Below are 22,125 nucleotides of genomic sequence, written 5' to 3' on the forward strand. Positions count from 1 at the left end.
CATCAGCCGTGCGCTGGCCAGTGGGTTTCCGGCAGGTCGTGCGGATAGGGGACGACGAGTTGCCGAGAATCGGCTACCGGTCGACCTTTCGCGGGCGGAGGGGGTCGTCGACGAACCAGCGGCCGTCGAGTTGCGGTAGGGAAGTTCGGACTTCGCGGAGGAGGTCGGGGAGCGTGAGCAGGACAGCGTCGGGTTCGGCCGCCACCAGGTCGGCGGGGGAGATGATGGGGACGTCGGTTCCTGGCATACGTCGGCCCTGCTTCCCGGGCGAGGCGTCCGCCACCCCGGCGAGGAGTTCCCGGTGCGCGCCCGCCATCGCCAGGAGGGCGACAGCGCGGGAGGCGGCGCCGTAGGCGAAGGTCCGAAGACCCTGGGCGGCACGGTCTTCCAGCCATTCGTGGAGAGCGTCGACGTGGCGATCCACCACCTGCTGCAGTCCGCCGGCCGCCGCTAACACCTCCTCCTCGGCTGCCAGCAACTCCTCGACAGCCCGGTCGGCGGGATGCGAACCGTGACGCGCGGCGACCAGCACCGTGCCGCCGTAGAGGTCGAACTCCCATGCCGTCACGACGCTCATCCCCGCCGCGGCGAGAAGGGTACGCAGGGAGGCGAGGGAGTAGTAGGCGAAGTGGCCGTGCCGCAACGCATTCCACTGCCCCTGCGCCACGATGGCGGCCAGCGAGTGGAATTGCACGAGCAGCACGCCCGCGGGTGCGGTCGCGGCGGCGCGGGCGGCGAAGGCGGCGCGCTGGTCGGGTTCGTGCATGATGCCGAAACAGTCGAGGACCACATCGGCGGGCCCGGTGGCTTCGGTGAAACCGGGCAGCGGCAACCAGGTACCGCCGTGCGGACTGCCGAACTCGGTCACGGTCGCGCCGGCGAGCAGACCGGCCGCCCGCACCCGGTCGATCGCGTCGGCCGCCTGATCGCGCAGCGCCTGCGGTTCGATCCCGCGCGGTTCGGCGGTGACTGTGTCGTCGTCGGCGAGCTGCGCCAGACCGCACGCCGTGCACCGGTCCATCCGCAGCGGATGCCCGGACTCGGCAGGCTGGACCGGGGAATCCCGAGATGGGAAGTGGTCGGCGGCGGGCACCGTGCCCAGGTCGAGCAGGGTGCGCAGCGCGGTGTCACCGCAACCTCGGCAGCGGCGGGTCATGGCAGGATGTCCTCGTGCGTATCGAAGCGACCGAACTGGCCGACGTGGTTGTGCTCGTCCCCGAGCCGTTCCGCGACGACCGCGGCCTGTTCACCCGCACCTTCGACGCCCAAGAATTCGATGCCCATCTCGGAATCGACGGTGCCGCAGCGAGATTCGTACAGGACTCGCAGTCGCGGTCCAAGCGCGGGGTGGTCAGGGGCATGCACGGGCGCGGCGGTCGTGGCGAGGCCAAACTGGTGCGTTGCGCGCACGGCGCGGTGCACGACGTACTCGTCGACATCCGCCCCGGTTCGCCCACTTTCGGTGCGCGGCAAGCCTTCCGCCTCGACGACGAGCTGTTCCACCACCTGTACGTGCCGCCGGGCTTCCTGCACGGCTTCCAGGCGCTCACCGAGGTCGCCGACGTGTGCTACCGCATCGACCGCCCACACGACCCCGCCGAAGACCTCGGGGTCGCCTACGACGACCCCGACCTGGACATCGACTGGCCGCTGCCGGTGACCGTGGTCTCCGAGCGCGACGCGCGCGCGGGCAGCTGGGCGCGGCTGCGCGCTACGCTGACGCCCGCGCACTGATCCGGCGCAACCGCTCGTCGAGCACACCCGCCTCGCACAGCCCACGCAGGTGCGGCAGCCGGGTGAAACGCTGGAAGAACGCCTCGGACGTGAGTCCGCGCGTGGTGTATTCGGTGAACAGCTCCTCGGCACCGGCGGGCACCGTCCACCCAGCCTCGAAGCCGAGAACCTCGCGCGCGGCCGAGAAGTCGACCCGATACGAGCGCGGATCGGCACCGCTCTCACCGGTGATCACCAACCGCGAACCCGGCACCGCGTCCACCACGGCCCCCGCGATCTCGGCGACAGTGAGGTTGTTGACCTCGGTACCGATATTGAACGCGCGGCACGAGACGTCGGCCGCCGGCGCGGTCAGGCACATCGCGAACGCGGTCGCGATATCGGCGGCGTGCACCAGCGGGCGCCACGGCGTGCCGTCGGAGAGCACCTTCACCTCACCGGTGAGCACCGCGTACCCGACCAGGTTGTTGAGCACGATATCGGCACGCAGTCGCGGCGAGAACCCGAAAGCCGTTGCGTTGCGCAGGAATACCGGGACGAAGTCGTCGTCGGCCAGCGCCGCCACATCGTCTTCGACCCGCACCTTGCTCTCGGCGTACGGCGTGATCGGGCGCAGCGGTGCCTGTTCGGTGACCAGCTCCTCGCCCGCCGCGCCGTACACCGAACACGTGGAGGCGTACAGGAACCGGCGCACCCCTGCTTCCTTGGCCAGGCGTGCCAACCGGACCGAGGCGTAATGGTTGATGTCGTAGGTGATCTCGGGCGCCAGCGCGCCGAGCGGATCGTTCGACAGGGCCGCCAGGTGGATCACCGCGTCGAATCCGCGCAACTGCTCGACCGTCACCTCCCGCAGATCCACGGCGAGACCCGCTGGGTCACCGGCGAATTCGCCGAGCACACACTCGGCGAAGTACCCGATGTCCAGACCCGTGACCTCGTGGCCCGCCGCCTGGAGCATCGGGACCATCACTGTGCCGAGGTACCCTTGATGCCCGGTGACAAGTACCCGCATGTTCACGTCTGTTCCCATCTGATGATCGCTTTGTCGAGCACGAACGCCTCGGCATAGGGCGCGTGACACTGCACGCCACGCATCCGGGCCAGCCCGAGGAAGGCCTGTTCGTCGAACCAGTCACGGCCCGTCTGCGACGGATAGTGCTCGTGCAGCAACCGCGACTTGCGGTGCAGCAGTTCGGCATCCATCGGGTGGTACAGCGTGGGCGCCGGAGTGTCGGTCTCCCACTTGAGGATCTCGTAGCCGAGGGTCAGGTGGTCACGGAACTCGGTGGGCACCAGCTCGGCGAGCAACCGGTGATCCTGGTGAGCGTCACCCCGATGCGGCGCGAACACCACCTCCGGTTCACCGCCGCGGCGGAACGCGGCGAGCGCGTCCTTGATCCGGTCCCAGTGCGCGGGCGCGCGCCCGTCCGGCACGTCGAGCACCTCGAGCTCGGGTTTCATCCCGGAGCAGAAGGCGGTGAGCGCCGCGCGTTCCTCGTCCTCGCGCGCGGTGCCCCCGCCGGAGAGCACCAGTGCCCGCACCTCGACCTCGGGGTCGGCGGCAGTGAGCGCGAGCAGGGTGGCACCCATGCCGATGGCGATATCGTCACAGTGCGCGCCGAGCACCGCGATCCGCTTCGGCGGACGGGTGAACAAACCGATCACGCCGACTCCCACACCATCCACGGCCGCGAACCGTTGCGGTAGGCGTCGTCGAGTTCGGCGCGCTCCTTGAACGTGTCGGCGGGCTTCCAGAAACCCAGGTGCCGGTACCCGAACAGGCGGCCCTGCCCGGCCAGCGTGCCGCACGCGTCGGCCACCAGATCGCCCCCGGGCGGCAACAGATCGAAGATCTCCTGGCTGAGCACGAAGAACCCGCCGTTCTCCCACAGCGGCATCCGCGCCACCGGCATGATGTCCTTCACCTCGCCGCTGTCGGTGATGTCCACACAGTGGAACGAGGACTGCGGGGGAACGACCATCATCGACGCCGCCGCCCCCGAGGCGTGAAAACGCTCGATCATGGTGTCGAGCGGTGCGTCGGTGAGCACGTCGGCGTAATTGGCCAGGAAGAACTCGTCACCGTCGAGATGCTCGCGCACCCGGCGCAACCGCTCACCGATCGCCGATTCCACCCCGGTGTCGACGAAGGTGATCGACCAGTCGCTGATATCGGTGCCGAGCAGTTCGACCTTTCCGTCGCGGATGACGAAGTCGTTGGACGCTGTCTCCTGGTAGGTCAGGAAGAAGTTCTTGATGTGTTCGGCGCCGTAGCCGAGGCACAGGATGAACTCCTTGTGCCCGAAGTGCGCGTAGTACCGCATCACGTGCCACAGCAGCGGTCGCGGACCGACCAGCTGCATCGGCTTGGGCACGATGTCGTCGGACCCGCCGCGCATGCGCATGCCGTACCCGCCGCAGAACAACACGACCTTCATCGATTCACTCTCGTTTCCAGCTCGCCGCGGTGCAGCACCGGCAGCGGGTAGACCAGTTCGCCGCCCCATTCGCCCACGTGGCGCAGCTGTGCGCTGATCTCGGTTTCGAGATTCCAGGGCAGCACGAGCACCACGTCGGGCCGGTCCGCGTCGATGCGCTCCGGCGGATGGATCGGGATACGGGTGCCCGGGGTGTAGCGCCCGTGTTTGTAGGGGTTGCGGTCGACGGTGTACTCGAGCAGGTCGGGTCGGATGCCGCAGTAGTTGAGCAGGGTGTTGCCCTTGCCGGGAGCACCGTAGCCGACGACCCGCTTGCCCTGCGCGCGGCAGTCGAGCAGGAAGCGCAGCAGCTCCTGGCGCACCGCCTCCGCGCGCGGCGCCAGGTCCAGATATCCGACGGGGGTGTGCAGCCCGGCTTCGCGTTCGAGGTCGAGCACTTCGGCGACCCGCGGACCGGGTTCGGCGACGGCGTCCGGGCGCGCCCACAGCCGCAGCGAACCGCCGTGGGTGTCGAGCAACTCCACGTCCACGACCGTCAGGCCGCCCACCGCGAGCGCGCGCTGCGCCGAATACACGGTGTAGTACTGGAAGTGCTCGTGATAGATGGTGTCGAACTGGCCGTGGCGCACCAGGTTCAGCGCGTGGTGCACCTCGATGCTGAGCCAGCCGTCGTCACTGAGCAGGGTGCGCAGCGCCCGGGTGAAACCGCGCAGATCGGGGATGTGGGCATAGACGTTGTTGGCGACGACCAGATCGGCCGGTCCGTGCTCGGCTCGCACCCGCGCGGCCGAATCCTCGTGCAGGAACGCGGTTTCCGTCGGCACACCGACCGCGCGGGCGGCGGCACCGACATTGACCGACGGCTCGACGCCGAGACACGGGATACCGCGCGCCACCGCGTGCCGCAGCAGATACCCGTCGTTGCTCGCCACCTCGACGACGAACGATTCGGCCCCGAGTCCCAGACGCCGCACCGCGGTGTCGACGAAGTCCTCGGCATGACGCACCCAGCTGTCGGAGAACGACGAGAAATAGGCGTACTCGGTGAAGGTGTCCTCGGGGGTGATCAGTGCCGGGATCTGCAACAGCAGGCATTGTTCACACAGTCGCAGATGCAGCGGATAGGTCATTTCGGGTGACTCGAGCCGCTCGCTGTCGAGGAAGCTCTCACACGCCGGGGTGGCGCCCAGGTCGAGCACGCTCGTGAGCTGCCCGGAATCACACAGCCGACATTGCAACGGGTCCACCTTCATCAGACGCGAGAATTGTCGCGGCCGATGCCGGACATGCCGGACGTCGGTCCTGCGGGACGAGACGTTACAGCGCGGCCCGGGCCATAGCCGCCGGAAAATGTTGCGACCCGGAAAACACCGCGGTGCCCATATCGGGGATCAGGCCAGGTGAAACCGCGATCGGCTAATTTTCGGCGAAGACGACCATTCCTGCGATGAATGTGATGTCACCCACTCGGGAAATCGGTTTTCCTGCTTTCATGTCGAAATGCCATGGACTTTCCGTGATCTCGTCCACCGCTCGCCACCTTGCTGAGCTAATCTCTGGATCGCGTTGTGGCGCTTGCGCTTCGATGTGGAGGAATTTCGGCGATGTGTAACGATCGTCCCACGGGTTTCGAATCGAGGGGCGTAGCGGCCATCGCATTGGTCGCGTTCTGGTCGCCGGCGATCGGAAGGGTTCGACTCCCGATAGGGGAGGTGTGTCGGTTCATGAGCTACGAGCTCACCAGTAGTGGCGAGATGGATGCCGTCACCGGCGTGCACGCGGTGCGCGACTTGCGACGGGAAAGCTGGCAGACCGCATTCGTGCGGCGCCTGATCGTCACCGATGCCGTCGCTGTCGTGGGTGCCGTCGGTACCGCGCAGGCGCTGCGTTTCGACGGACCCGTCGACTCGACGCTGGCCTGGCCCTTGCCGTACGACATCGGCTACTCCGCGGTGTCGCTCGCCCTCGCGCTCGGCTGGCTCGCGCTACTGCACGGGTACGGCACCCGCGCACCTCAGGTGATCGGCACCGGCAGCGAGGAATTCCGCAGGCTGGTGTCGGCGAGCCTGCGCCTGTTCGGTGTCCTCGCCATCCTCGCGCTGCTGTTCCGCATCGAATTCGCCCGCGGCTACCTGGCCATCGCCCTGCCCGCCGGACTCTTCGGCCTGATCGCCGGGCGACTGGCCTGGCGCAGGCAGTTGCGCAGCCTGCGGGCCGAAGGCCGCTGCCACACCGCGGTGCTCGTCGTCGGCTCGCCCGAAGCCGCCCACGCCATGGCTACAGCATTCACCGACGACCCGGCCTCCGGATACCGGGTGGTCGGGGTGTGCGTGCCTACCGGACCGGGGGAGCGCGTCGAAACTCTCGGTGGCGCATCGGTTCTCGGTGACGACCGCTCCGTACTCGATGCCGTGCGCCGCAGCGGGGCCGGCTCGGTGGCCGTGGCCGCGACCGACCATCTCGGCCCGGCCGAATTGCGGCGCATGGCATGGGAACTCGACCCGCTCGGCGTCGATCTGATCGTGGCACCGGGTGTGGTGGACATCGCCGGTGTGCGCCTCAATCACCGGCTGGTGGCCGGGATGCCGATGCTGCACATCGACCGGCCGCGCTACGGACGGGCCAAGTCCACCCGCAAGGCGCTGTTCGACTTCTGTTTCGCGGCCATGGTGGTGCTGCTCAGCGCACCGGTGCTGCTCGCCATCGCGCTGGCGGTGAAGCTGAGCAGCCCCGGCCCGGTGTTCTACCTGTCGGAGCGGATCGGCCGCGACGGCGTGCCGTTCCGGATGATCAAGTTCCGCAGTATGCGCCCGGATGCCGACACCGCCGTCGACGAACTCATCGCCGAGCACGGCGGAAACCCGGTGTTCTTCAAGGTCAAAGACGATCCACGGGTGACGCCGGTCGGCCGCTTCCTGCGCAAATACAGTCTCGACGAGCTGCCGCAGTTCTTCAATGTGCTGCGCGGTGAGATGAGCGTGGTCGGGCCGAGGCCGCAGGTGCAGCGTGAGGTAGACACCTACGACGGCGAGATGCGCAGGCGGCTGCTGGTGAAGCCGGGGCTCACCGGGCTGTGGCAGGTGAGTGGCCGCTCGGACCTGTCACCGGAGGATTCGGTGCGCCTGGACCTGTCGTACGTGGAGAACTGGTCGATGGTGCTGGATGTCGCCCTCATCGCACGAACCATCGGGGTGGTCACCCGGGGCGAGGGCGCGTACTGAGCCGGTGCGCCGAACACGCACCGGCCCAGCCCGTTTCAGCGCAGATCGCGGCGACGGTAGGCGAACAAGCCCACTGCGATGCCGGTGCCCGCGACCGCGAGCAGCCAGGCGATCGGGGTGGCGGTGAACTCCGCACCCGGCAGCTTCGGTGGATGTACGAACGGCACGAGATCGAGCACCCCCTGCGGGAAGCTGCCCAGTGAGCCGAGCAGGAACCCAACGACCATCGCGCTCAACACACCCCAGCTCAGCGGCGCGAATCGGGGCAGGGCGCCGACGAGCAGCACCGCGACGGCGGTGACCACCCACACGGCGGGCAGTTGCACGGCCGCCGCGGCGAGCGCCTGGCCGATCTTGCTTGCCGGGTCGCCACCGGTCGCGCCCCAGACCACACCGATCGCCAGCCCGGCGGCCAGCAGGCCCACCGCCGGACCGCCGAGGGCGAACAACAGATGGCTGCCCGTGTACCGGATCCGGCCGACAGCGGCCGCCAGCACGCTTTCGGTGCGACCGGTGTTCTCCTCCTCGTGCAGTCGCAGCACCGCCGACACCGAGTAGGCCGACGCGGCTGCCGCGAGCATCGCGATCGCGTAGGCGATGAACGACTTCTCCAGATCGTCCGAACCGCCGAGCGAGGTGATGACATCACGCAGCGATTCGCTGCCGTCGAGCATGTCGCCGATGCCGGTCACCGCGCCACCGATGAGCAGACCGTAGAGGGCGAAACCGGTCGTCCACGCGAGCAGTGACCCGCGTTGTAGCCGCCAGGCCAGTCCGAAGGGCCCCGAAAGTCCGGCGCCCGCGGTAGCCGGTCCCGGTCGGTCGGCCAACAGGCCTGCGCCGAGGTCACGGGTACGCAGCAGCTGGTAGGCGAGCAGCGTCGCACCGGCGCCGAGGGCTAGCAGCGGCACGAGCACCCACCAGCGCTCCTGGGCGAACGGCCGGATCTGCAGGCACCAGCCCACCGGCGAAAACCACGACAGCACACCGTTTCCCGCGTCACCGACGGCACGCACGGCGAACGCCGCACCCAGAGATCCCAGGGCGATGCCACGCGCGATCCTTGCACCCGTGCTCAACTGCGCGGCGACCGCGGCCACCGCGCCCCAGACGACACCGGAGCCGGCCAGTGCCGCACCGAACGCGACCGACCCGGCGAGGGGCAGGTCTGTCGCGAGCAGTGAAGCCGCACAGGCGATACCGGCGATCGCCGACGCGCCGTAGGTGAGCAGGAGCGCGCCGGTGAGGCCGGCGAACCGGCCGATGCTCGTCGCGCCGACCAGTTCCGCGCGCCCGGTCTCCTCCTCGACCCGGGTATGCCGGATCACGGTGAGCACGGCCGCGATCGCGATGAGCGCGTACATGGCCCCGGCCTTCCAGGTGCCGATCGAGCCGAGGGCCGAACTGAACACCGGGCCGTACATGGCGACCAGCGCCGGGCTGGCGGCCGTCGTCGTGGCGAAACTGTCGAGCTGTTCCTGTGTCGTGTAGAGATCCTTGATCGACACCACCTGGATCGCCGGCATCAGCCCGATCAGCAATGCCCACAGTGGGGCGACCACCCGGTCACGGCGCAGCGCGAGCCGCAGCATTTGCCCCGTGCCGGTGAATTCGTCTGCGGCGCGGGATGTTCCGGTGAATCGACCGGTGGCGGCGAGCGTGCTCATGCGCGCACCTTCTCGGGCTGATCGACGTGGTAGTGGCGCAGGAACAGGTCTTCCAGCGTCGGGGGAGTGCTGGTCAGGCTTCGGACGCCGGTGTCGCCGAGTACCCGGATGAGCGCGCCCAGGTTGTCGGCGTCGACCTGGCAGCGCAGGGTCGAACCGTCACGCTCCACGTCCTCGACGCCGGCCAGCGTGCTCAGATCGCCTGGGTCGCCGATCAATTCGGCCGTGATCGCGGTGCGGCTCAGGTGCCGCAGTTCGCTCAGCGAACCGGACTCGACGGTGCGCCCCGCCCGGATGATGGTCACCCGGTCGCACAGGTGCTCCACCTCCGAGAGGATGTGGCTCGACAGCAGTACCGTCGCGCCGCGCGCGGCGGCGTCTCGCACACATTCCTGAAAGACCTGCTCCATCAACGGATCCAGGCCCGAGGTCGGTTCGTCGAGGATGAGCAGGTCGGCCTCGGCGGAGAACGCCGAGACCAGCGCCACCTTCTGCCGGTTGCCCTTGGAGTAGGTGCGTGCCTTCTTGGTCGGGTCGAGTTCGAAGCGCTCGATCAACTCGGCCCGGCGTGCCTGATCGAGCCCACCGCGCATGCGGGCGAGCAGGTCGATGGTCTCCCCGCCCGACAGCGACGGCCACAGCGTGACATCGCCTGGCACATAAGCGATCCGCTCGTGCAGCGACACCGCGTCGGCCCATGGATCGCGGCCGAACAGCAGCGCCGAACCGTCGGTGGCTCGCAGCACGCCGAGCAGAATGCGGATGGTGGTGGACTTGCCCGCACCGTTGGGTCCGAGGAACCCGTGGATCTCACCGGGCCCGACCTGGAGGTCCAGCCCGTCGAGAGCGGTGAAGCGGCCGAAAGTTTTGCGCAGGCCCTGGGTTTCGACGACCTGCTGGGTGGGAGACGACATTGCTACTCCTCGAGGAGAGAGTCGAGCAGAGACGGGTCGGTCAGCATGCCCTGGGTGTAGAGCTCGACGGCCGGGAAGGTGAGTTCGGTGGACAGCTCGCGAATCGCCTTGCGGTAGTCGAGTTTTCCCTCGCGCTGACTACGCATCTGCAGATAGAGGTTCATGGCTCCGACATGGCAGAGCACCAGATAGCGGGCACGGGCCACGGGATCGTGGCTCGGTTTGATGCGGCCTTCGTCGACGGCGGTCTGGGTGTACTGCACGGCGTCGTCGATCATGTGCTCGAGCAGCGACTCGGCAAGCGGTCCGCCGGCCTGGAAGCTGCGGAGCATGTAGGCCACCAAGGGGGCATAGATCTCGATCTCGGCCAACGCGTCGAGCATCCCGGTCGGACCGGTGGCGCGGATGGCCCGCAACTTCTCGTCGCGGATGATCTCGATCACTCGTTCGTCGCACGCCGCGCGCAGGCCGTCCTTGGACCCGAAGTGGTGATTGACCAAGCCCGGTGACACCCCGGCGGCGGTGGCGATGGCACGCACGCCGACACCGAATCCCTGCTCTCCGAACAGGTCGATCGCGGCGTCACGGATGCGCGCGGCGGTGCTCAGGTCGGTGGGGGATCCTTGCGAAACGGGCTGTTGGTTAAACACATGTTCAATATACTAAACGAGTGTTCAATCCGTCCACAAGAGGTAGCCGGAAGGAGTTTCACCGCCGCCGGTACGCCGCCGACCGGGCTATGGTCGAAGGCATGGCTACCGGCACATCGACGACGGCAGAACACCTCCGCGCAGCGCTGGACGGACCGTGGCGCGCGGTCAGGGAACAGGCACGCACCCAGCTCGCCGACGACCGCTTCACCGGCGATCCCGACCTCGATCTGAAGGCCGCCCGCGCACGGGTGCTCGAGCAGATGCGGGTCATCGCGGGAATGGGTTACCCCGAGCGTGGGTTCCGCCCCGAGAACGGGGGCACCGGGGACCCGGGCGGCGCGGTCACCGGTCTCGAGATGCTGGCCTACGCCGACCTCTCGCTGTGGGTGAAATCCGGCGTCCAGTGGGGCCTTTTCGGCGGCGCGGTGGAAAACCTCGGCACCGAGCGCCACCGCGACTACATCAAGCGACTCATCTCCCTCGACCTGCTCGGCTGTTTCGCGATGACCGAGTCCGGGCACGGCAGCGATGTCGCGGTTCTCGAGACCACGGCCACCTATGACCCGGCCACTCAGGAATTCGTGGTCGACACCCCGACGCCGTCGGCGCGCAAGGACTACATCGGTGGCGCCGCCGAGCACGCCCGGATGGCGGCGGTGTTCGCCCAGCTCGTCACCGACGGGAAGAGCCAGGGTGTGCACTGCTTCCTGGTGCCCATCCGTGACGAGAACGGCGCCGACCTGCCCGGCGTCACCACCTCCGACGACGGCCGCAAGGGTGGTCTGCCCGGTGTCGACAACGGGCGCATCGTGTTCGACAACGTGCGCATCCCGCGCGAGAACCTGCTCAACCGCTACGCCGATGTCGCGCCGGACGGCACCTACACCTCCGAGATCGAGAACCCGAGCAGGCGCTTCTTCACGACGCTCGGCACATTGGTGCGCGGACGGGTGAGCGTCGGTGGCGCCGCCGCGGCGGGTGCGCGCGTGGCGCTGAGCATCGCGGTGCGCTACGCCCTTGCCCGGCGTCAGTTCGCCGACCCCGACACCGGTGCGGAAACCCTGCTGCTGGACTACCGCAGCCACCAGCGCAGGCTGCTGCCGCTGGTCGCGAAGTCGTTCGCGCTGGCCTTCGCGCAGAACGACCTGGTGCGCCGGATGGACCTCGTTCAGCGTGGCGCCGAGATCGAGCCCGGCGCGCAGCGTTCGCTGGAGAAGCGCGCCGCGGGTCTGAAGGTCGCCCAGACCCGGCACGCCACCCGCGCCATCCAAGAATGCCGCGAAGCCTGCGGCGGCGCCGGGTATCTCACCGAGAATCGTCTCGTGACGCTCAAGGCCGACACCGACGTGTTCACCACCTTCGAGGGTGACAATGTGGTCCTCACCCAGCTGGTCGCCAAGGAACTGCTCACCGCCTACGCCGACGAGGTCCGCGACCTGGACGCACTCGGCTGGGTGCGCTTCGCCGCGACGATGGCGGGCGACGTGGTCCGCCGCAATACCGGTGTGCGCCAACTCATTCAGACGCTGCGCGACCGAAACGACGAATCGGTCGACGAGGGTGACCTGTCCAAGCGTGATGTGCAGCTGCAGTTGTTCGCCGACCGCGAGGACTACCTGCTGCGCACCGCCGCGCACCGGCTGCGGGCCCGTGCCGAGGACACCGGTCCGTTCGAGGCGTTCAACAACGCCCAGGACCACATTCTCTCTGCCGGCGCCGCCCACATCGACCGGCTGGTGCTGGAGGAATTCGTCGACGGGATCGCCGCCATCGAGGATCCCGATGCCAGGGCGCTGGCCGAAACCGTCTGCGACCTCTACGTGTATTCCTCGCTGGAGGAGAACCTGGCCTGGTACATCATGCACCGGTTCATGTCGGTGGAGCGGGCCAAGGCGGTTCGGCGCGGAGTGAACGAGCTCGTCGACCGGCTGCGTCCCGACGCGCTCACGCTGGTGGAGGCGATGGGGGTGCCGGAGTCGATGCTGCGGGCCGAGATGCTGCACGACGCCAGCGTTTTCGACCGCAGCTGACAGCCCACACCCCCGCGACGGCGAGGGTGACCGCTGCCGCCGCGCCGCCGAGGACATCGGTGGCGTGGTGGTAGCCCCGCTCGATCATCCCCAGGGTGACCGGGACGAGCGCCAGCGCGGTGAGCGCGACGACCACGAGCCGCGCCCGGGCGCTCGTCACCAGACACGCGAATGTCGTTGCGACCGCGACCAAGTGGACGGTGTGGCCGCTCGGGTAGGCCAGATAGTCGTGTAACTGCCTGTCCCACAAAGGCTTCAACAACCACGTATTGATCGTCACCGCGACCTCCGGGACGACGAGCATCGTCGCCGCGCGCCACCACTGGCGCCGCACCAGGAACCAGCAGCAAAACCCCAGCAACCCGATGAGTACGGTCGCGCTGTTGCTCGGCGACACCAGAATCGAGCCCCATTCGGGGGAGACCGAACGCTGCACCGGTTCGGCTATCGCCCGGTCGATATCGGTCGCCCCGTCGTCGGCCGGAAACGTCAGCGGGATCAGGGCGGTGACGCTCGCGCAGGCCGCGAGGACGGTTGTGCGAAGTGCCTGGCCGGGGTGGATCACGGCCCCGACGATAGCGTCCGGTTCAGGCCGGCCCGTAGGTGAGCACGGCGGTGACCACGAACCACAGCACCCACACGATCGCGATGATCATGCCGACGGCGAGGGTGATCCGCAGGAACGCGCGCCCGAAATCGAGATCGCCACCGACCCGGGGGTACAGCTTCCACGGGCTGTACCAGGGTGCGACGAGACCGCGCCGCGACTGCGCCTCCTGCTCGAGCCGTGCCTGCTCCTCCGCGTACGCCTCGGCCTGGGCCTGGGTGGGCCCACCGTGCCACAGCGTCACATCGATCGGCCCTAGGAAGCCCTCGTTGAGCAGGTCCTGCGGGGCGGGTAGGTACGGCAGGATGCCGAGGCCACGGAAAGCGATGGCGATGTCGTTGGCCGTCCACCGGTTGTGTTCCTTTTCGGCGAGCACCTCGAAATACTGCTCGAGCCGGTAGGGGTCGTCGGTGACGACGACGTCGAAACTCGGGTCGTGCCAACCCTGATGGATGTCGATGTCGGCGCCGGGCTGCGGCACGATCAAGCCGAGTCCGTGCACCGCACGCTGCCCGAGCCCACGCGCGGCGAGGTAGTCCTGCAGCGCGAAGGTGTGCTCCCTGGAGCGTTCCAGCGGCGTCGACTTCTCATCACCGGCGAACTGCGCGAGTTCACCGGAGACCATCCACGGGCCGTTGAGTGGGATCTCGAGGACACCGTGCTGGGTGGCGGTGAACGTTTCGGCCTCGATCACCACACAGCTGGTCGGTGTCCACACCACCGCGTCGAACTGGTGCAGCCGATCGTTGTGGAACAGGCTGCAGTTGATGGTGGCGACACCGTGCGGACTCGACGGGTCCTTCCAGGTGCGCAGCCAATTGATCAGTGCCCGCTCGGCATCGGTGCCTGCCGCATTCTGCACGCGCACGAGCATGGAGGTCCGCCCTTCTTGGTCGGTGGCGCCGCAAGCCGAGAACCGTTGGCGTACATCGTAGCTCGCCGACGTGCCGATGCCGGTCAGGATGCGGCCGGTGCCTGGTCGGCGCCGCGCGGCTCAGCTGGGCTCGGCGGCGAGCTCGCCCGCCTCGACGGCGGCGACGAGCTGCGCGTGATCGGCTTCGGTGCGGTCGGCGTAGCGCACCGCGAAGCGTGCCACGGCCTCCTCGAAGCGGTCGTCGTCGGCACCGTCGCCGTCCAGGTATCCGGCCAGCGTGCGCGGGTCGAGCGAGCGCGCGTGCGCCCGTGCCAGCAGGGCACCCGCCAGCCTGCCGTAGTCGTCGAGATCGTCGGCGGACAACGCGGCCGGGTCGATGGCGCCCTTGAAGTTGCGGAACTGACGCACGATGAACGGCAGTGGCGTGTCGAACTCGATGGTCGTCCAGCCGAGCAGGATGTCGGTGTCGGACTGCACGCTGCGCGCCCCGGCGACGATGCGCTCACCCTCGTGCCGGTGGGTGGTCGCGGGAAGGAACGGTGCGAGCGCCGAGGGCTTGGCCTGTTTGGCCTGCAGCACCAGCGACTCGCCGTCGTTGCCGTGCAGCAGCACCACGTAACTGTGCAGCCCCACGCTGCCGGTGCCGACGATCCGGAACGCGACATCGGAGACCGCGAACCGCGACAGCAGCGTGCGCCGCGACTCCCGGATGGTGCCCGCGTAGCGTTCCAGCCCGTCGATCACAGCCTCACGGACCTGCTCGTCGACCGCGGTGAGGACCGGCGGATCACTGATGAAGCAGTGCTTGCGGATGCCGGCCTCGTGATCGTCGATGTGCTCGGTCAGTTTCGCGACCACTTTCGCACTGGTGTTCTTGCGCGCCTTCTTGGCGGCCTTCTTGAAGTCGTCGTGCAGGTCCTGGGCCTTGGCCTTGGTGAGAATCGACTCGTCGTGCAGATCGGTCCAGGACTGCAGGAACGGCAGCTCGGCGAGGCCGGCGACGGTCCGGCGGTAGGAGGCCGCGGCATCGCGGGCCGCGCGCAGGCAGTCGTCGGCGTCGGCACCGCTCTCGCGTCCGGCCAGGACGAGGCTCGCGGCGAGGCGTTCGAGATCCCATTCCCACGGCCCGAGAATCGTCTCGTCGAAATCGTTGATATCCATCACGATCTCGCCCCGCTGGGTGCCGTAGAGGCCGAAGTTGGCGGCGTGCGCGTCGCCACAGATCTGGGCGGGCAGACCACTGTCCGGACCGGCCGCGAGATCGGCGGCCATCAGGCCCGCCGCGCCGCGGAAGAAGCTGAACGGCGAGGCCGCCATCCTGCCGATGCGCAACGGGATCAGGTGTGGCAGCCTGCCCTGGTTGCTGGCCTCGACGAACTCGAGCACCCCCGGTCGGTCGGGGCTCTCGGCCGGGCGATCGCGCTCGGTCACCGGCACCTTCGTGGCGGCGGCACGGCCACGGGCGCGGGCCTGCTCGGGGGAGACGGAGGAGCGCAGATCGATACCACTGTCGGACACGACTGTCGAGGTTAGCGGTTCGGCGGCCCGACAGTGCCACGACCGAATCACCTGCCACGAAATGGGCGCGGGTTTCGGCGTGGCCGGATGGCGCGTCGGGGGGTCGGTGCGGTAAGCAGGGGCGTGGCAACCGAATCGGGAACGCCTGGCACGAGCGACACCGACGGCGGTGGCGTGTTCAGCGACCGCATCCTGACCGTGCCCAACGCCCTGAGCGTGCTCCGCCTCATCGGCATCCCCCTCTTCCTGTGGTTGATGCTGGTCGAACATGCCGACGGCTGGGCCTTCGCCCTGCTGATCGCCAGCGGCTTCACCGATTTCCTGGACGGCAAACTGGCCAGACTGCTCGATCAGTCCTCGCGCCTGGGCGCTCTGCTCGACCCGTTCGTCGACCGCTTGTATCTGCTGACGACACTGGCCGCCTTCGTGCTGCGCGACCTGATTCCGTGGTGGCTGGCAGTGATCTTGATCGCTCGCGACCTTGTTCTCACCGTGACCCTGTCGGTGTACAAACGGCGTGAGCTGCCCGCGCCGGAAGTGATCTACCTGGGCAAAGCGGCGACCTTCGCGCTGATGTCGGGTCTGCCGTGGCTGCTCACCGGGGAAATGGACTGGGTGGGGGCGGGTTTCGGCTGGGCCTTCGGTTGGGCACTGTTGATCTGGGGCACCGCACTGTACGTGTGGACGGGCGTGCTCTACGTGGGGCTGGCGGTCGCGGTCGCACGATCGATACCGCCTGTGCCGCACCGAGGGAGCTAGCCGTTACTGTTGCGTGCAACGTTCACGACGAAAGGACGTCCTGTGACCCGGACCCCTGAGGATCTGCACTACACCGAGGAGCACGAATGGGTGCGGCGGACCAGCCCCACAGCGGTCCGCGTCGGTATCACCGACTACGCCCAGTCACAGCTCGGTGACGTGGTGTTCGTCCAACTGCCCGACGCCGATGCCGACGTCACGGCGGGCGAGAGCATCGCCGAGGTCGAATCGACCAAGAGCGTGTCCGACATCTACGCCCCGCTCAGCGGCAAAGTCGTTGCGGTGAACGAGGATCTGGTCCAGGCCCCGGAGACGCTCAACAGCGACCCCTACGAGGCGGGCTGGTTGTTCGAGCTCGCCTTCGACGACGCGGCGAGCCTGGACGCGGCGCTCGCCGAACTGCTGGATGCGGCGGGTTATCAAGGAGTTATCGGGGGCTGACGCAGCCTTCACAGTTCTCCCTGCACGGGCACGCCCCGGCAGGGTACGGTCAATGCCGAAGACAGCACCTGCTTGCATGGATAATCAGGTTCGAGGAGGAGAGAAACGGTGAGCGAGAACAGGGACCCGGGTTACGGGGAGACCGCGGCCGAGACGACATCGGTCTTCCGCGCGGATTTCCTCAACGAGGTCGATTCGTCGCGCTCCGGAGAGCCGGCCGGCGAACAGCCGGTGCAGGGCGTCGAGGGCCTGCCGGTCGGTGCCGCCCTCCTGGTGGTCAAGCGAGGCCCGAACGCGGGGTCGCGCTTTCTGCTCGACCAGCCGACCACGTCGGCCGGTCGCCACCCCGACAGTGACATCTTTCTCGACGACGTCACCGTCAGCCGTCGGCACGCCGAGTTCCGGCAGGACGACGACTCGTTCCAGGTGGTGGACGTGGGCAGCCTCAACGGCACCTACGTCAACCGGGAGCCGGTGGACTCCTCGGAGCTGCAGAACGGCGACGAAGTCCAGATCGGCAAGTTCCGGCTGGTCTTCCTGACGGGGCCGCGCGCGCAGGCCACCGAGTCGTCGACGGGCGCGGGTTCGCGATGACCCGTCCGGTGCTGGTGCTCGCGAAGGGCGCAGTGCTGTGACCGGGGCGGCGCAGTGGGCGCGCGGAGGGATGTCGATCGGCTCCGTGCTCGACCTGCTGCGACCAGATTTTCCCGACATCACCATCTCCAAGATCAGGTTCCTCGAATCGGAGGGCCTGATCCGGCCGGAACGGACACCGTCGGGATACCGGCGGTTCTCGGTGGCCGACTACGAACGGCTGCGTTTCGTGCTCACCGCACAGCGCGATCAGTACCTGCCGTTGAAGGTGATCAAGGAGCAGTTGGAAGCGATCGACAGCGGTGCTGCGACGTTGGGTGTGCGTGAGGCGCGAGCCCGCGCGCACTCCCTGCGTGGGGTCAAGGAGTACACCGAGGACGACGCGCCCGCCGCGCCGCGCCGCCTCGGTGTCGTTCCGGGGGAGATCACGCCCGAAGAATTACGGTTCGATGTCGCGGTGCGGCTCACCCGCGCCGATCTGCTCGCCAAGGCGGGCATCGAGGAGCGTTTCCTCGACGACCTGCTCCGCGCCGGACTCATCGTCCCTGGCGCGGGTGGGTTCTTCGAAGCCGATGCGGTGACGCTGGCGCGCGCGGCCAAGGCGATGGCCGAATTCGGTTTGGAGGCACGGCATCTGCGCGCGTTCAAGCTGGCCGCCGACCGTGAGGCGGCGCTGGTCGCCCAGATCGCCGCACCGATCGCGAAGAGCCGCGACGCCGACGCGCGGGCCCGCGCCGAGGAAACAGTTCGCGAATTGGCCGCGTTGTCACTGAACCTGCATGCGGCACTGGTGAAAGCCGCAGTGCGCAACGCGTTGGGTAGCTGACGCGCGCGAGCGCCGGGTGGCCGGATTCGCCTAGACTCGTGATACCGGGCGGGGCAGCGGTCGTGCCGTCGGCGGCGAGTATGGGAGGCAGGACTACGCATGAGAGGTCAGCGGCCGGAGGCGGCAGCGGAGCGTAACCACGGAGGCCGCCCGAGCATGCGAGGTGTAACAGCATGAGTGAGATGCGCGTTATCGGCATCCGTGTCGAGCAGCCACAGAACCAGCCCGTGCTGCTGCTGCGGGAGGCGGCGGGCGAGCGGTATCTGCCGATCTGGATCGGGCAGGCCGAGGCCACCGCGATCGTGCTCGAGCAGGAAGGGGTCACCCCGATCCGTCCGCTCACGCACGATCTGATCAAGATTCTCATCACCGAACTCGGACACACCCTCAAGGAAGTGCGGATCGTCGATCTGCAGGAGGGCACCTTCTACGCCGATCTGGTCTTCGACGGCGACCTGCGGGTCTCGGCCAGACCATCGGACTCGGTAGCCATCGCGTTGCGCGTGGGATGCCCGATCTTCGCCGAGGAGCCGGTGCTCGCCGAGGCCGGGCTGGTGATGCCCGACGAGCGCGAGGACGAGGTCGAGAAGTTCAAGGAGTTCCTCGACTCGGTGTCCCCCGACGACTTCAAGGCGACCGACAGCTAGGGCCGGACTTTTTTCTGACCCTGAAGTAGAGGTCGAGGGAATCGCCGCTCACGGTGCTTGGTCCGATGACCGTATGGGTCCGACAATGACAGGAGTAACCTCGAAAGTCGGGCAACATCCGTCGTGACTCCGGTACTCGAGAACGTCGGCAGAGCAAGGAGCGGTCAGTGGAAGAGCAAACGCAGGATGTAGTGCAGCCTGGCTTGTTCCCGGACGACTCGGTTCCGGATGATCTGGTCGGTTACCGGGTGCCGAGCGCGTGTCAGGTCGCGGGAATCACCTACCGTCAGCTCGACTACTGGGCGCGGACCGGGTTGGTCGTCCCGTCGATCCGGGGCGCCGCGGGATCTGGGAGCCAGCGGCTGTACTCGTTCAAGGACATCCTTGTCCTCAAGATCGTGAAGCGCCTGCTGGACGCGGGCATCTCTTTACAGAACATCCGGATCGCCGTCGATCACCTGCGCAGTCGTGGCGTCGGCGATCTGGCCGGGATCACCCTGTTCTCCGACGGCACCTCGGTGTACGAATGCACCTCACCCGAGGAAGTCGTCGATTTACTGCAGGGCGGGCAGGGCGTCTTCGGAATCGCGGTCAGCGGCGCCATGCGGGAACTGACCGGCGCCATCGCCGACTTCCCCGCCGAGCGAGCCACCGCCATCACCGACCGCCCGGAGGACGAGCTGTCCTACCGCCGCAAGGTCAGGGAGAACCGCAAGACCGGTTAGCGGCGCGCGGTGATCTCGCGCGTACACGGAGTCTCCGTGTACGCGCGATTCGCGATCACGTGTGCGGGGTGTCGTTCAGCTGTCGGTCGAGCAGTCAGAAGGTGCCGTGGGCGGGCGGCGGAGTGCCGTGGAGTAGAGCACGGCCGAGGTGATGGTATTTCCAGCGGACCGGGTCGTGCAGTGTGTGCGTCCTCGCGTTGCGCCAGAAGTGGTGCAGGTTGAGATCCGCTGCGGCACTGCGGGTTCCGCTCACCTCGAACAGTGCGGCCGACACGTCGACGGCCGCGCGGTCGGCGACGATCTTGGCCGTCGCGACGGCCAGGGATGCCTGGCCGGCGGCGGTCTGTTCGTCGGTGCCCGGCAGCGTGCCCCGGATCGCCGAATCGACGGCGGTCGCCGCGGCAGTCAGCGTCGCTTCGGCCGTCGCCACCGTCACCACCAACTCGCCGAATCGCTGGATCAGCAGCGGGTCGTCGATGGCGCGGTCGACACCGGCCTCGAACCACGGTCGGGCCTGGCTCCGCGCGAATTCCGTTGCGGCGCTGAGGGCTCCGCGTGCGATGCCCGTGTCTATCGCGGCGTGCAGAAGCTGGGCGTACGCGCCGTAGGCGGTGGGCCCAGCGAGGGCTTTCGCCCGGGGAACGAGTTGCTCGGCGCGCACCCGCACATCGTCCAATTCGACGGTGCCGCTGCCGGTGGTGCGCTGACCGAGGCCGTTCCAGTCGTCCACGATCCGGACGCCCTGCGTTCGGGCCGGTAGGTAGGCGATGTATTCGCCCGCGGGCAGGCCGCTGCGCGCGTCCGGGTCGTGGAGCCGGGTGAGCACGGCCAGCAGGTCCGCGAACAGCGAGCCGGTGCAATAGTATTTCGTGCCGTCGATCCGGAATTCGTCGTCCACCGGACGCAGCGTGGTCGAGATGTCGGTGATGGTCCGGCCACCGCGTTCGGATTGGGCATTGGCGATGCGCGCACCGTCGAGCACCGCTCGAAAGTATTCGCGTCGCTGTCCGTCCGTGCCGGCCAGGCGCAACAAGTTCAGATAGACGAAATGACTGTGCGGAATCTGCGCGATGTTCGGATCGGCCACCGCCAGCAGCCGCACCACTTCCGTGACCACGCTCGGCGCCAGATCGGCCCCACCGAATTCGGCGGGAACCGTGATCGCGAGCAGGCCGGAGGACGCCAGCCGATCCAGCTGCGCGTACGGCAGTTCGCGGTCGCGATCACGGGCGGCGGCGCCGGGCGCGAACTCGCGGGCGAGCTCGGCCGCGACGGACACGGCCTGATCGGCGGAGGTGATGAGCTGGGCGGTGGCCGCGGTCATCAGCCGACCACCGTCGCGGGAACCCGGGCCGCCTCGAGTTCACGGACCAACGGCAGCACCTTGGCCCCGAAATACTCGATGTCCTCCTGGAAATGCAGGAATCCACCGAGAATCAAGTCCACCCCGAGATCGCGATAGGCGACGATCCGCTCGGCCACCTGCTCGGGGGTGCCGATCAGCTGCGTGCGGAATCCGTCGTTGTACTGCACGAGATCTTCGAACGACGAATCCGCCCACATACCCTTGCGGTCGCTGGTGGAGGCACCCGCCTGCTGCACCGCGTCGCGGAAACCCTCGACCGCGGGCTTGTTCGCCTTCTCGATGATCTCGCGCAACGTATCGCGCGCTTCCTTCTCGGTGTCGCGGGCGATGATGAACCCGTTGAGCCCGAACTTCACCTCGCGGTCGTTCTCCCGGGCGACGGCTCGCAGATCGTCGAGCTGTTCGGTGACGCCGTCGAAGTCCTTGCCGTTGGAGAAATACCAGTCGGCGTAGCGGCCGCCGTTGCGCCGGGCAGCCGTCGAGTTACCACCCTGGAACAGTTCGGGATTGGGCCGCTCCGGGGTGTTCAGCGGTTTCGGCTTCAAGGTGAAATCGCGAATGCGGTAGAAATCGCCGCCGTAGTTCACCTCGTCCTCGGTCCAGATCTTGCGGATCACCTCGAGGAATTCGCCGCTGCGCCGATACCGTTCGTCGTGCTCGAGCCAGGGTTCGCCGAGAGCTTGGAATTCACCCGCGAACCAGCCCGACACCACATTGATCGCGAACCGGCCGTTCGAGAGATGATCGGCAGTCGCGCCGAACTTCGCGAGCACTGCCGGATGCCACAGCCCGGGATGAATGGCGGCGATCACCTTCAGCCGTTCGGTGGCCAGCAACAATGCCAGGCTGAAGGACGTGGATTCGTGCTGGAATTCGGCACCGTAGGAGGCGGTGTAGCGCACCTGTGAGAGGGCGTAGTCGAAGCCGTTGCGTTCGGCGGTCTGCGCGAGCTTCTTGTTGTACTCGTAATCCCAGCTGGTGCGCTGTTCGATATCGCTGGTGACGAGGCCACCGCTCACATTCGGCACCCAGTAGGCGAACTGGATCTGATCGGTGATCCGCTCGGTTGTCATAGCTGCTCCAGAGGTTCGTGCGGGAGTGGGTTGGCTGT

22 protein-coding genes are annotated in these 22,125 nt (G+C 67.9%); 9 read left to right on the top strand and 13 right to left on the bottom strand.

What is annotated here, in order from left to right:
• Positions 1-73: 73 nt before the first annotated feature.
• Complete coding sequence (locus LDL21_RS08985) at positions 74-1,156, bottom strand: class I SAM-dependent methyltransferase (RefSeq protein ID WP_225279592.1); 1,083 nt, start codon at positions 1,154-1,156, stop codon at positions 74-76.
• 14 nt (positions 1,157-1,170) lie between these two features.
• Here LDL21_RS08985 and rfbC point away from each other — a divergent pair, with 14 nt between their 5' ends.
• The gene (gene rfbC / locus LDL21_RS08990; RefSeq protein ID WP_181698859.1) at positions 1,171-1,734 is read left to right on the top strand and encodes a dTDP-4-dehydrorhamnose 3,5-epimerase; all 564 of its coding nucleotides are present in this window, start codon (positions 1,171-1,173) and stop codon (positions 1,732-1,734) included.
• On the opposite strand, the gene LDL21_RS08995 is transcribed toward rfbC, so the two are convergent.
• From LDL21_RS08995 to LDL21_RS09010, 4 genes are read right to left on the bottom strand one after another with little or no spacing between them, the layout of a single operon-like run.
• The gene (locus LDL21_RS08995) at positions 1,712-2,746 is read right to left on the bottom strand and encodes an NAD-dependent epimerase/dehydratase family protein (RefSeq protein ID WP_225280325.1); all 1,035 of its coding nucleotides are present in this window, start codon (positions 2,744-2,746) and stop codon (positions 1,712-1,714) included. The genes rfbC and LDL21_RS08995 overlap by 23 nt on opposite strands.
• Before the next feature lie 2 nt (positions 2,747-2,748).
• Positions 2,749-3,399, bottom strand: a complete 651-nt coding sequence (locus LDL21_RS09000; RefSeq protein ID WP_225279593.1) for a PIG-L deacetylase family protein — start codon at positions 3,397-3,399, stop codon at positions 2,749-2,751.
• Positions 3,396-4,172, bottom strand: a complete 777-nt coding sequence (locus LDL21_RS09005; protein WP_181698860.1) for a glycosyltransferase family protein — start codon at positions 4,170-4,172, stop codon at positions 3,396-3,398. The genes LDL21_RS09000 and LDL21_RS09005 overlap by 4 nt, the downstream gene beginning before the upstream one ends.
• Entirely contained in the window at positions 4,169-5,410 is a 1,242-nt protein-coding gene (locus LDL21_RS09010) for a class I SAM-dependent methyltransferase (RefSeq protein WP_225280326.1), read from the bottom strand. Before LDL21_RS09010 ends, LDL21_RS09005 begins: the two co-directional genes overlap by 4 nt.
• A 486-nt stretch (positions 5,411-5,896) precedes the next feature.
• Here LDL21_RS09010 and LDL21_RS09015 point away from each other — a divergent pair, with 486 nt between their 5' ends.
• The gene (locus LDL21_RS09015; RefSeq protein ID WP_181698861.1) at positions 5,897-7,393 is read left to right on the top strand and encodes a sugar transferase; all 1,497 of its coding nucleotides are present in this window, start codon (positions 5,897-5,899) and stop codon (positions 7,391-7,393) included.
• A gap of 35 nt (positions 7,394-7,428) precedes the next feature.
• Here the strand turns inward: LDL21_RS09015 and LDL21_RS09020 are convergent, their stop codons facing one another.
• From LDL21_RS09020 to LDL21_RS09030, 3 genes are read right to left on the bottom strand one after another with little or no spacing between them, the layout of a single operon-like run.
• Positions 7,429-9,060, bottom strand: a complete 1,632-nt coding sequence (locus tag LDL21_RS09020) for an ABC transporter permease (RefSeq protein ID WP_225279594.1) — start codon at positions 9,058-9,060, stop codon at positions 7,429-7,431.
• Positions 9,057-9,974 (bottom strand): ABC transporter ATP-binding protein, encoded by a 918-nt coding sequence (locus LDL21_RS09025; protein ID WP_225279595.1) that lies wholly within the window; start codon positions 9,972-9,974, stop codon positions 9,057-9,059. The genes LDL21_RS09020 and LDL21_RS09025 overlap by 4 nt, the downstream gene beginning before the upstream one ends.
• A gap of 2 nt (positions 9,975-9,976) precedes the next feature.
• Positions 9,977-10,624 (bottom strand): TetR/AcrR family transcriptional regulator, encoded by a 648-nt coding sequence (locus LDL21_RS09030; protein ID WP_181698864.1) that lies wholly within the window; start codon positions 10,622-10,624, stop codon positions 9,977-9,979.
• A gap of 101 nt (positions 10,625-10,725) precedes the next feature.
• Between LDL21_RS09030 and LDL21_RS09035 the strand changes: the two genes are divergently transcribed.
• Entirely contained in the window at positions 10,726-12,657 is a 1,932-nt protein-coding gene (locus LDL21_RS09035) for an acyl-CoA dehydrogenase family protein (RefSeq protein ID WP_225279596.1), read from the top strand.
• On the opposite strand, the gene LDL21_RS09040 is transcribed toward LDL21_RS09035, so the two are convergent.
• From LDL21_RS09040 to LDL21_RS09050, 3 genes are all read right to left on the bottom strand, one after another.
• Positions 12,572-13,222, bottom strand: a complete 651-nt coding sequence (locus LDL21_RS09040; RefSeq protein WP_225279597.1) for a phosphatase PAP2 family protein — start codon at positions 13,220-13,222, stop codon at positions 12,572-12,574. The genes LDL21_RS09035 and LDL21_RS09040 overlap by 86 nt on opposite strands.
• Positions 13,223-13,244: 22 nt before the next feature.
• Positions 13,245-14,126, bottom strand: coding sequence for a nuclease-related domain-containing protein (locus tag LDL21_RS09045; protein WP_225279598.1), 882 nt, complete (start codon positions 14,124-14,126; stop codon positions 13,245-13,247).
• Between the two features lie 132 nt (positions 14,127-14,258).
• Positions 14,259-15,656, bottom strand: coding sequence for a DUF2252 domain-containing protein (locus LDL21_RS09050; RefSeq protein WP_225279599.1), 1,398 nt, complete (start codon positions 15,654-15,656; stop codon positions 14,259-14,261).
• A gap of 123 nt (positions 15,657-15,779) precedes the next feature.
• Here LDL21_RS09050 and LDL21_RS09055 point away from each other — a divergent pair, with 123 nt between their 5' ends.
• The 6 genes from LDL21_RS09055 (at position 15,780) to LDL21_RS09080 (ending at position 19,648) form a co-directional block, all read left to right on the top strand.
• A complete protein-coding gene (locus LDL21_RS09055) occupies positions 15,780-16,415 on the top strand; it encodes a CDP-alcohol phosphatidyltransferase family protein (RefSeq protein WP_225279600.1) in 636 nt (211 codons plus the stop codon).
• Positions 16,416-16,457: 42 nt separating this feature from the next.
• A complete protein-coding gene (gene gcvH / locus LDL21_RS09060) occupies positions 16,458-16,856 on the top strand; it encodes a glycine cleavage system protein GcvH (RefSeq protein ID WP_067488684.1) in 399 nt (132 codons plus the stop codon).
• Positions 16,857-16,964: 108 nt separating this feature from the next.
• Positions 16,965-17,450: an oxoglutarate dehydrogenase inhibitor Odhl gene (gene odhI / locus LDL21_RS09065; RefSeq protein ID WP_067488683.1), complete on the top strand. Its 486-nt coding sequence runs from the start codon at positions 16,965-16,967 to the stop codon at positions 17,448-17,450.
• Positions 17,451-17,520: 70 nt separating this feature from the next.
• The gene (gene ftsR / locus LDL21_RS09070) at positions 17,521-18,276 is read left to right on the top strand and encodes a transcriptional regulator FtsR (protein ID WP_084476286.1); all 756 of its coding nucleotides are present in this window, start codon (positions 17,521-17,523) and stop codon (positions 18,274-18,276) included.
• A gap of 173 nt (positions 18,277-18,449) precedes the next feature.
• Entirely contained in the window at positions 18,450-18,923 is a 474-nt protein-coding gene (locus LDL21_RS09075) for a bifunctional nuclease family protein (protein WP_067488679.1), read from the top strand.
• 167 nt (positions 18,924-19,090) lie between these two features.
• Complete coding sequence (locus tag LDL21_RS09080) at positions 19,091-19,648, top strand: MerR family transcriptional regulator (protein ID WP_181698869.1); 558 nt, start codon at positions 19,091-19,093, stop codon at positions 19,646-19,648.
• 94 nt (positions 19,649-19,742) lie between these two features.
• On the opposite strand, the gene LDL21_RS09085 is transcribed toward LDL21_RS09080, so the two are convergent.
• Positions 19,743-20,972: an SfnB family sulfur acquisition oxidoreductase gene (locus LDL21_RS09085; protein WP_225279601.1), complete on the bottom strand. Its 1,230-nt coding sequence runs from the start codon at positions 20,970-20,972 to the stop codon at positions 19,743-19,745.
• On the bottom strand, positions 20,972-22,087 hold the full coding sequence (sfnG, locus tag LDL21_RS09090) for a dimethylsulfone monooxygenase SfnG (RefSeq protein ID WP_181698871.1): 1,116 nt from the start codon (positions 22,085-22,087) through the stop codon (positions 20,972-20,974). Before sfnG ends, LDL21_RS09085 begins: the two co-directional genes overlap by 1 nt.
• Positions 22,088-22,125: the final 38 nt, after the last annotated feature.

Source organism: Nocardia rosealba (assembly GCF_020216065.1).
Taxonomy (GTDB): Bacteria; Actinomycetota; Actinomycetes; order Mycobacteriales; family Mycobacteriaceae; genus Nocardia; species Nocardia rosealba.

Coding starts and splice junctions, on each gene's coding strand:
- LDL21_RS09085 (WP_225279601.1), bottom strand. CDS start 20,972: ATGACCGCGGCCACCGCCCAGCTCATCACCTCCGCCGATCAGGCCGTG.
- LDL21_RS09075 (WP_067488679.1), top strand. CDS start 18,450: ATGAGTGAGATGCGCGTTATCGGCATCCGTGTCGAGCAGCCACAGAAC.
- LDL21_RS09025 (WP_225279595.1), bottom strand. CDS start 9,974: ATGTCGTCTCCCACCCAGCAGGTCGTCGAAACCCAGGGCCTGCGCAAA.
- LDL21_RS09005 (WP_181698860.1), bottom strand. CDS start 4,172: ATGAAGGTCGTGTTGTTCTGCGGCGGGTACGGCATGCGCATGCGCGGC.
- sfnG (WP_181698871.1), bottom strand. CDS start 22,087: ATGACAACCGAGCGGATCACCGATCAGATCCAGTTCGCCTACTGGGTG.
- LDL21_RS08985 (WP_225279592.1), bottom strand. CDS start 1,156: ATGACCCGCCGCTGCCGAGGTTGCGGTGACACCGCGCTGCGCACCCTG.
- LDL21_RS09015 (WP_181698861.1), top strand. CDS start 5,897: ATGAGCTACGAGCTCACCAGTAGTGGCGAGATGGATGCCGTCACCGGC.
- LDL21_RS08995 (WP_225280325.1), bottom strand. CDS start 2,746: ATGCGGGTACTTGTCACCGGGCATCAAGGGTACCTCGGCACAGTGATG.
- LDL21_RS09020 (WP_225279594.1), bottom strand. CDS start 9,060: ATGAGCACGCTCGCCGCCACCGGTCGATTCACCGGAACATCCCGCGCC.
- ftsR (WP_084476286.1), top strand. CDS start 17,521: ATGTCGATCGGCTCCGTGCTCGACCTGCTGCGACCAGATTTTCCCGAC.
- LDL21_RS09035 (WP_225279596.1), top strand. CDS start 10,726: ATGGCTACCGGCACATCGACGACGGCAGAACACCTCCGCGCAGCGCTG.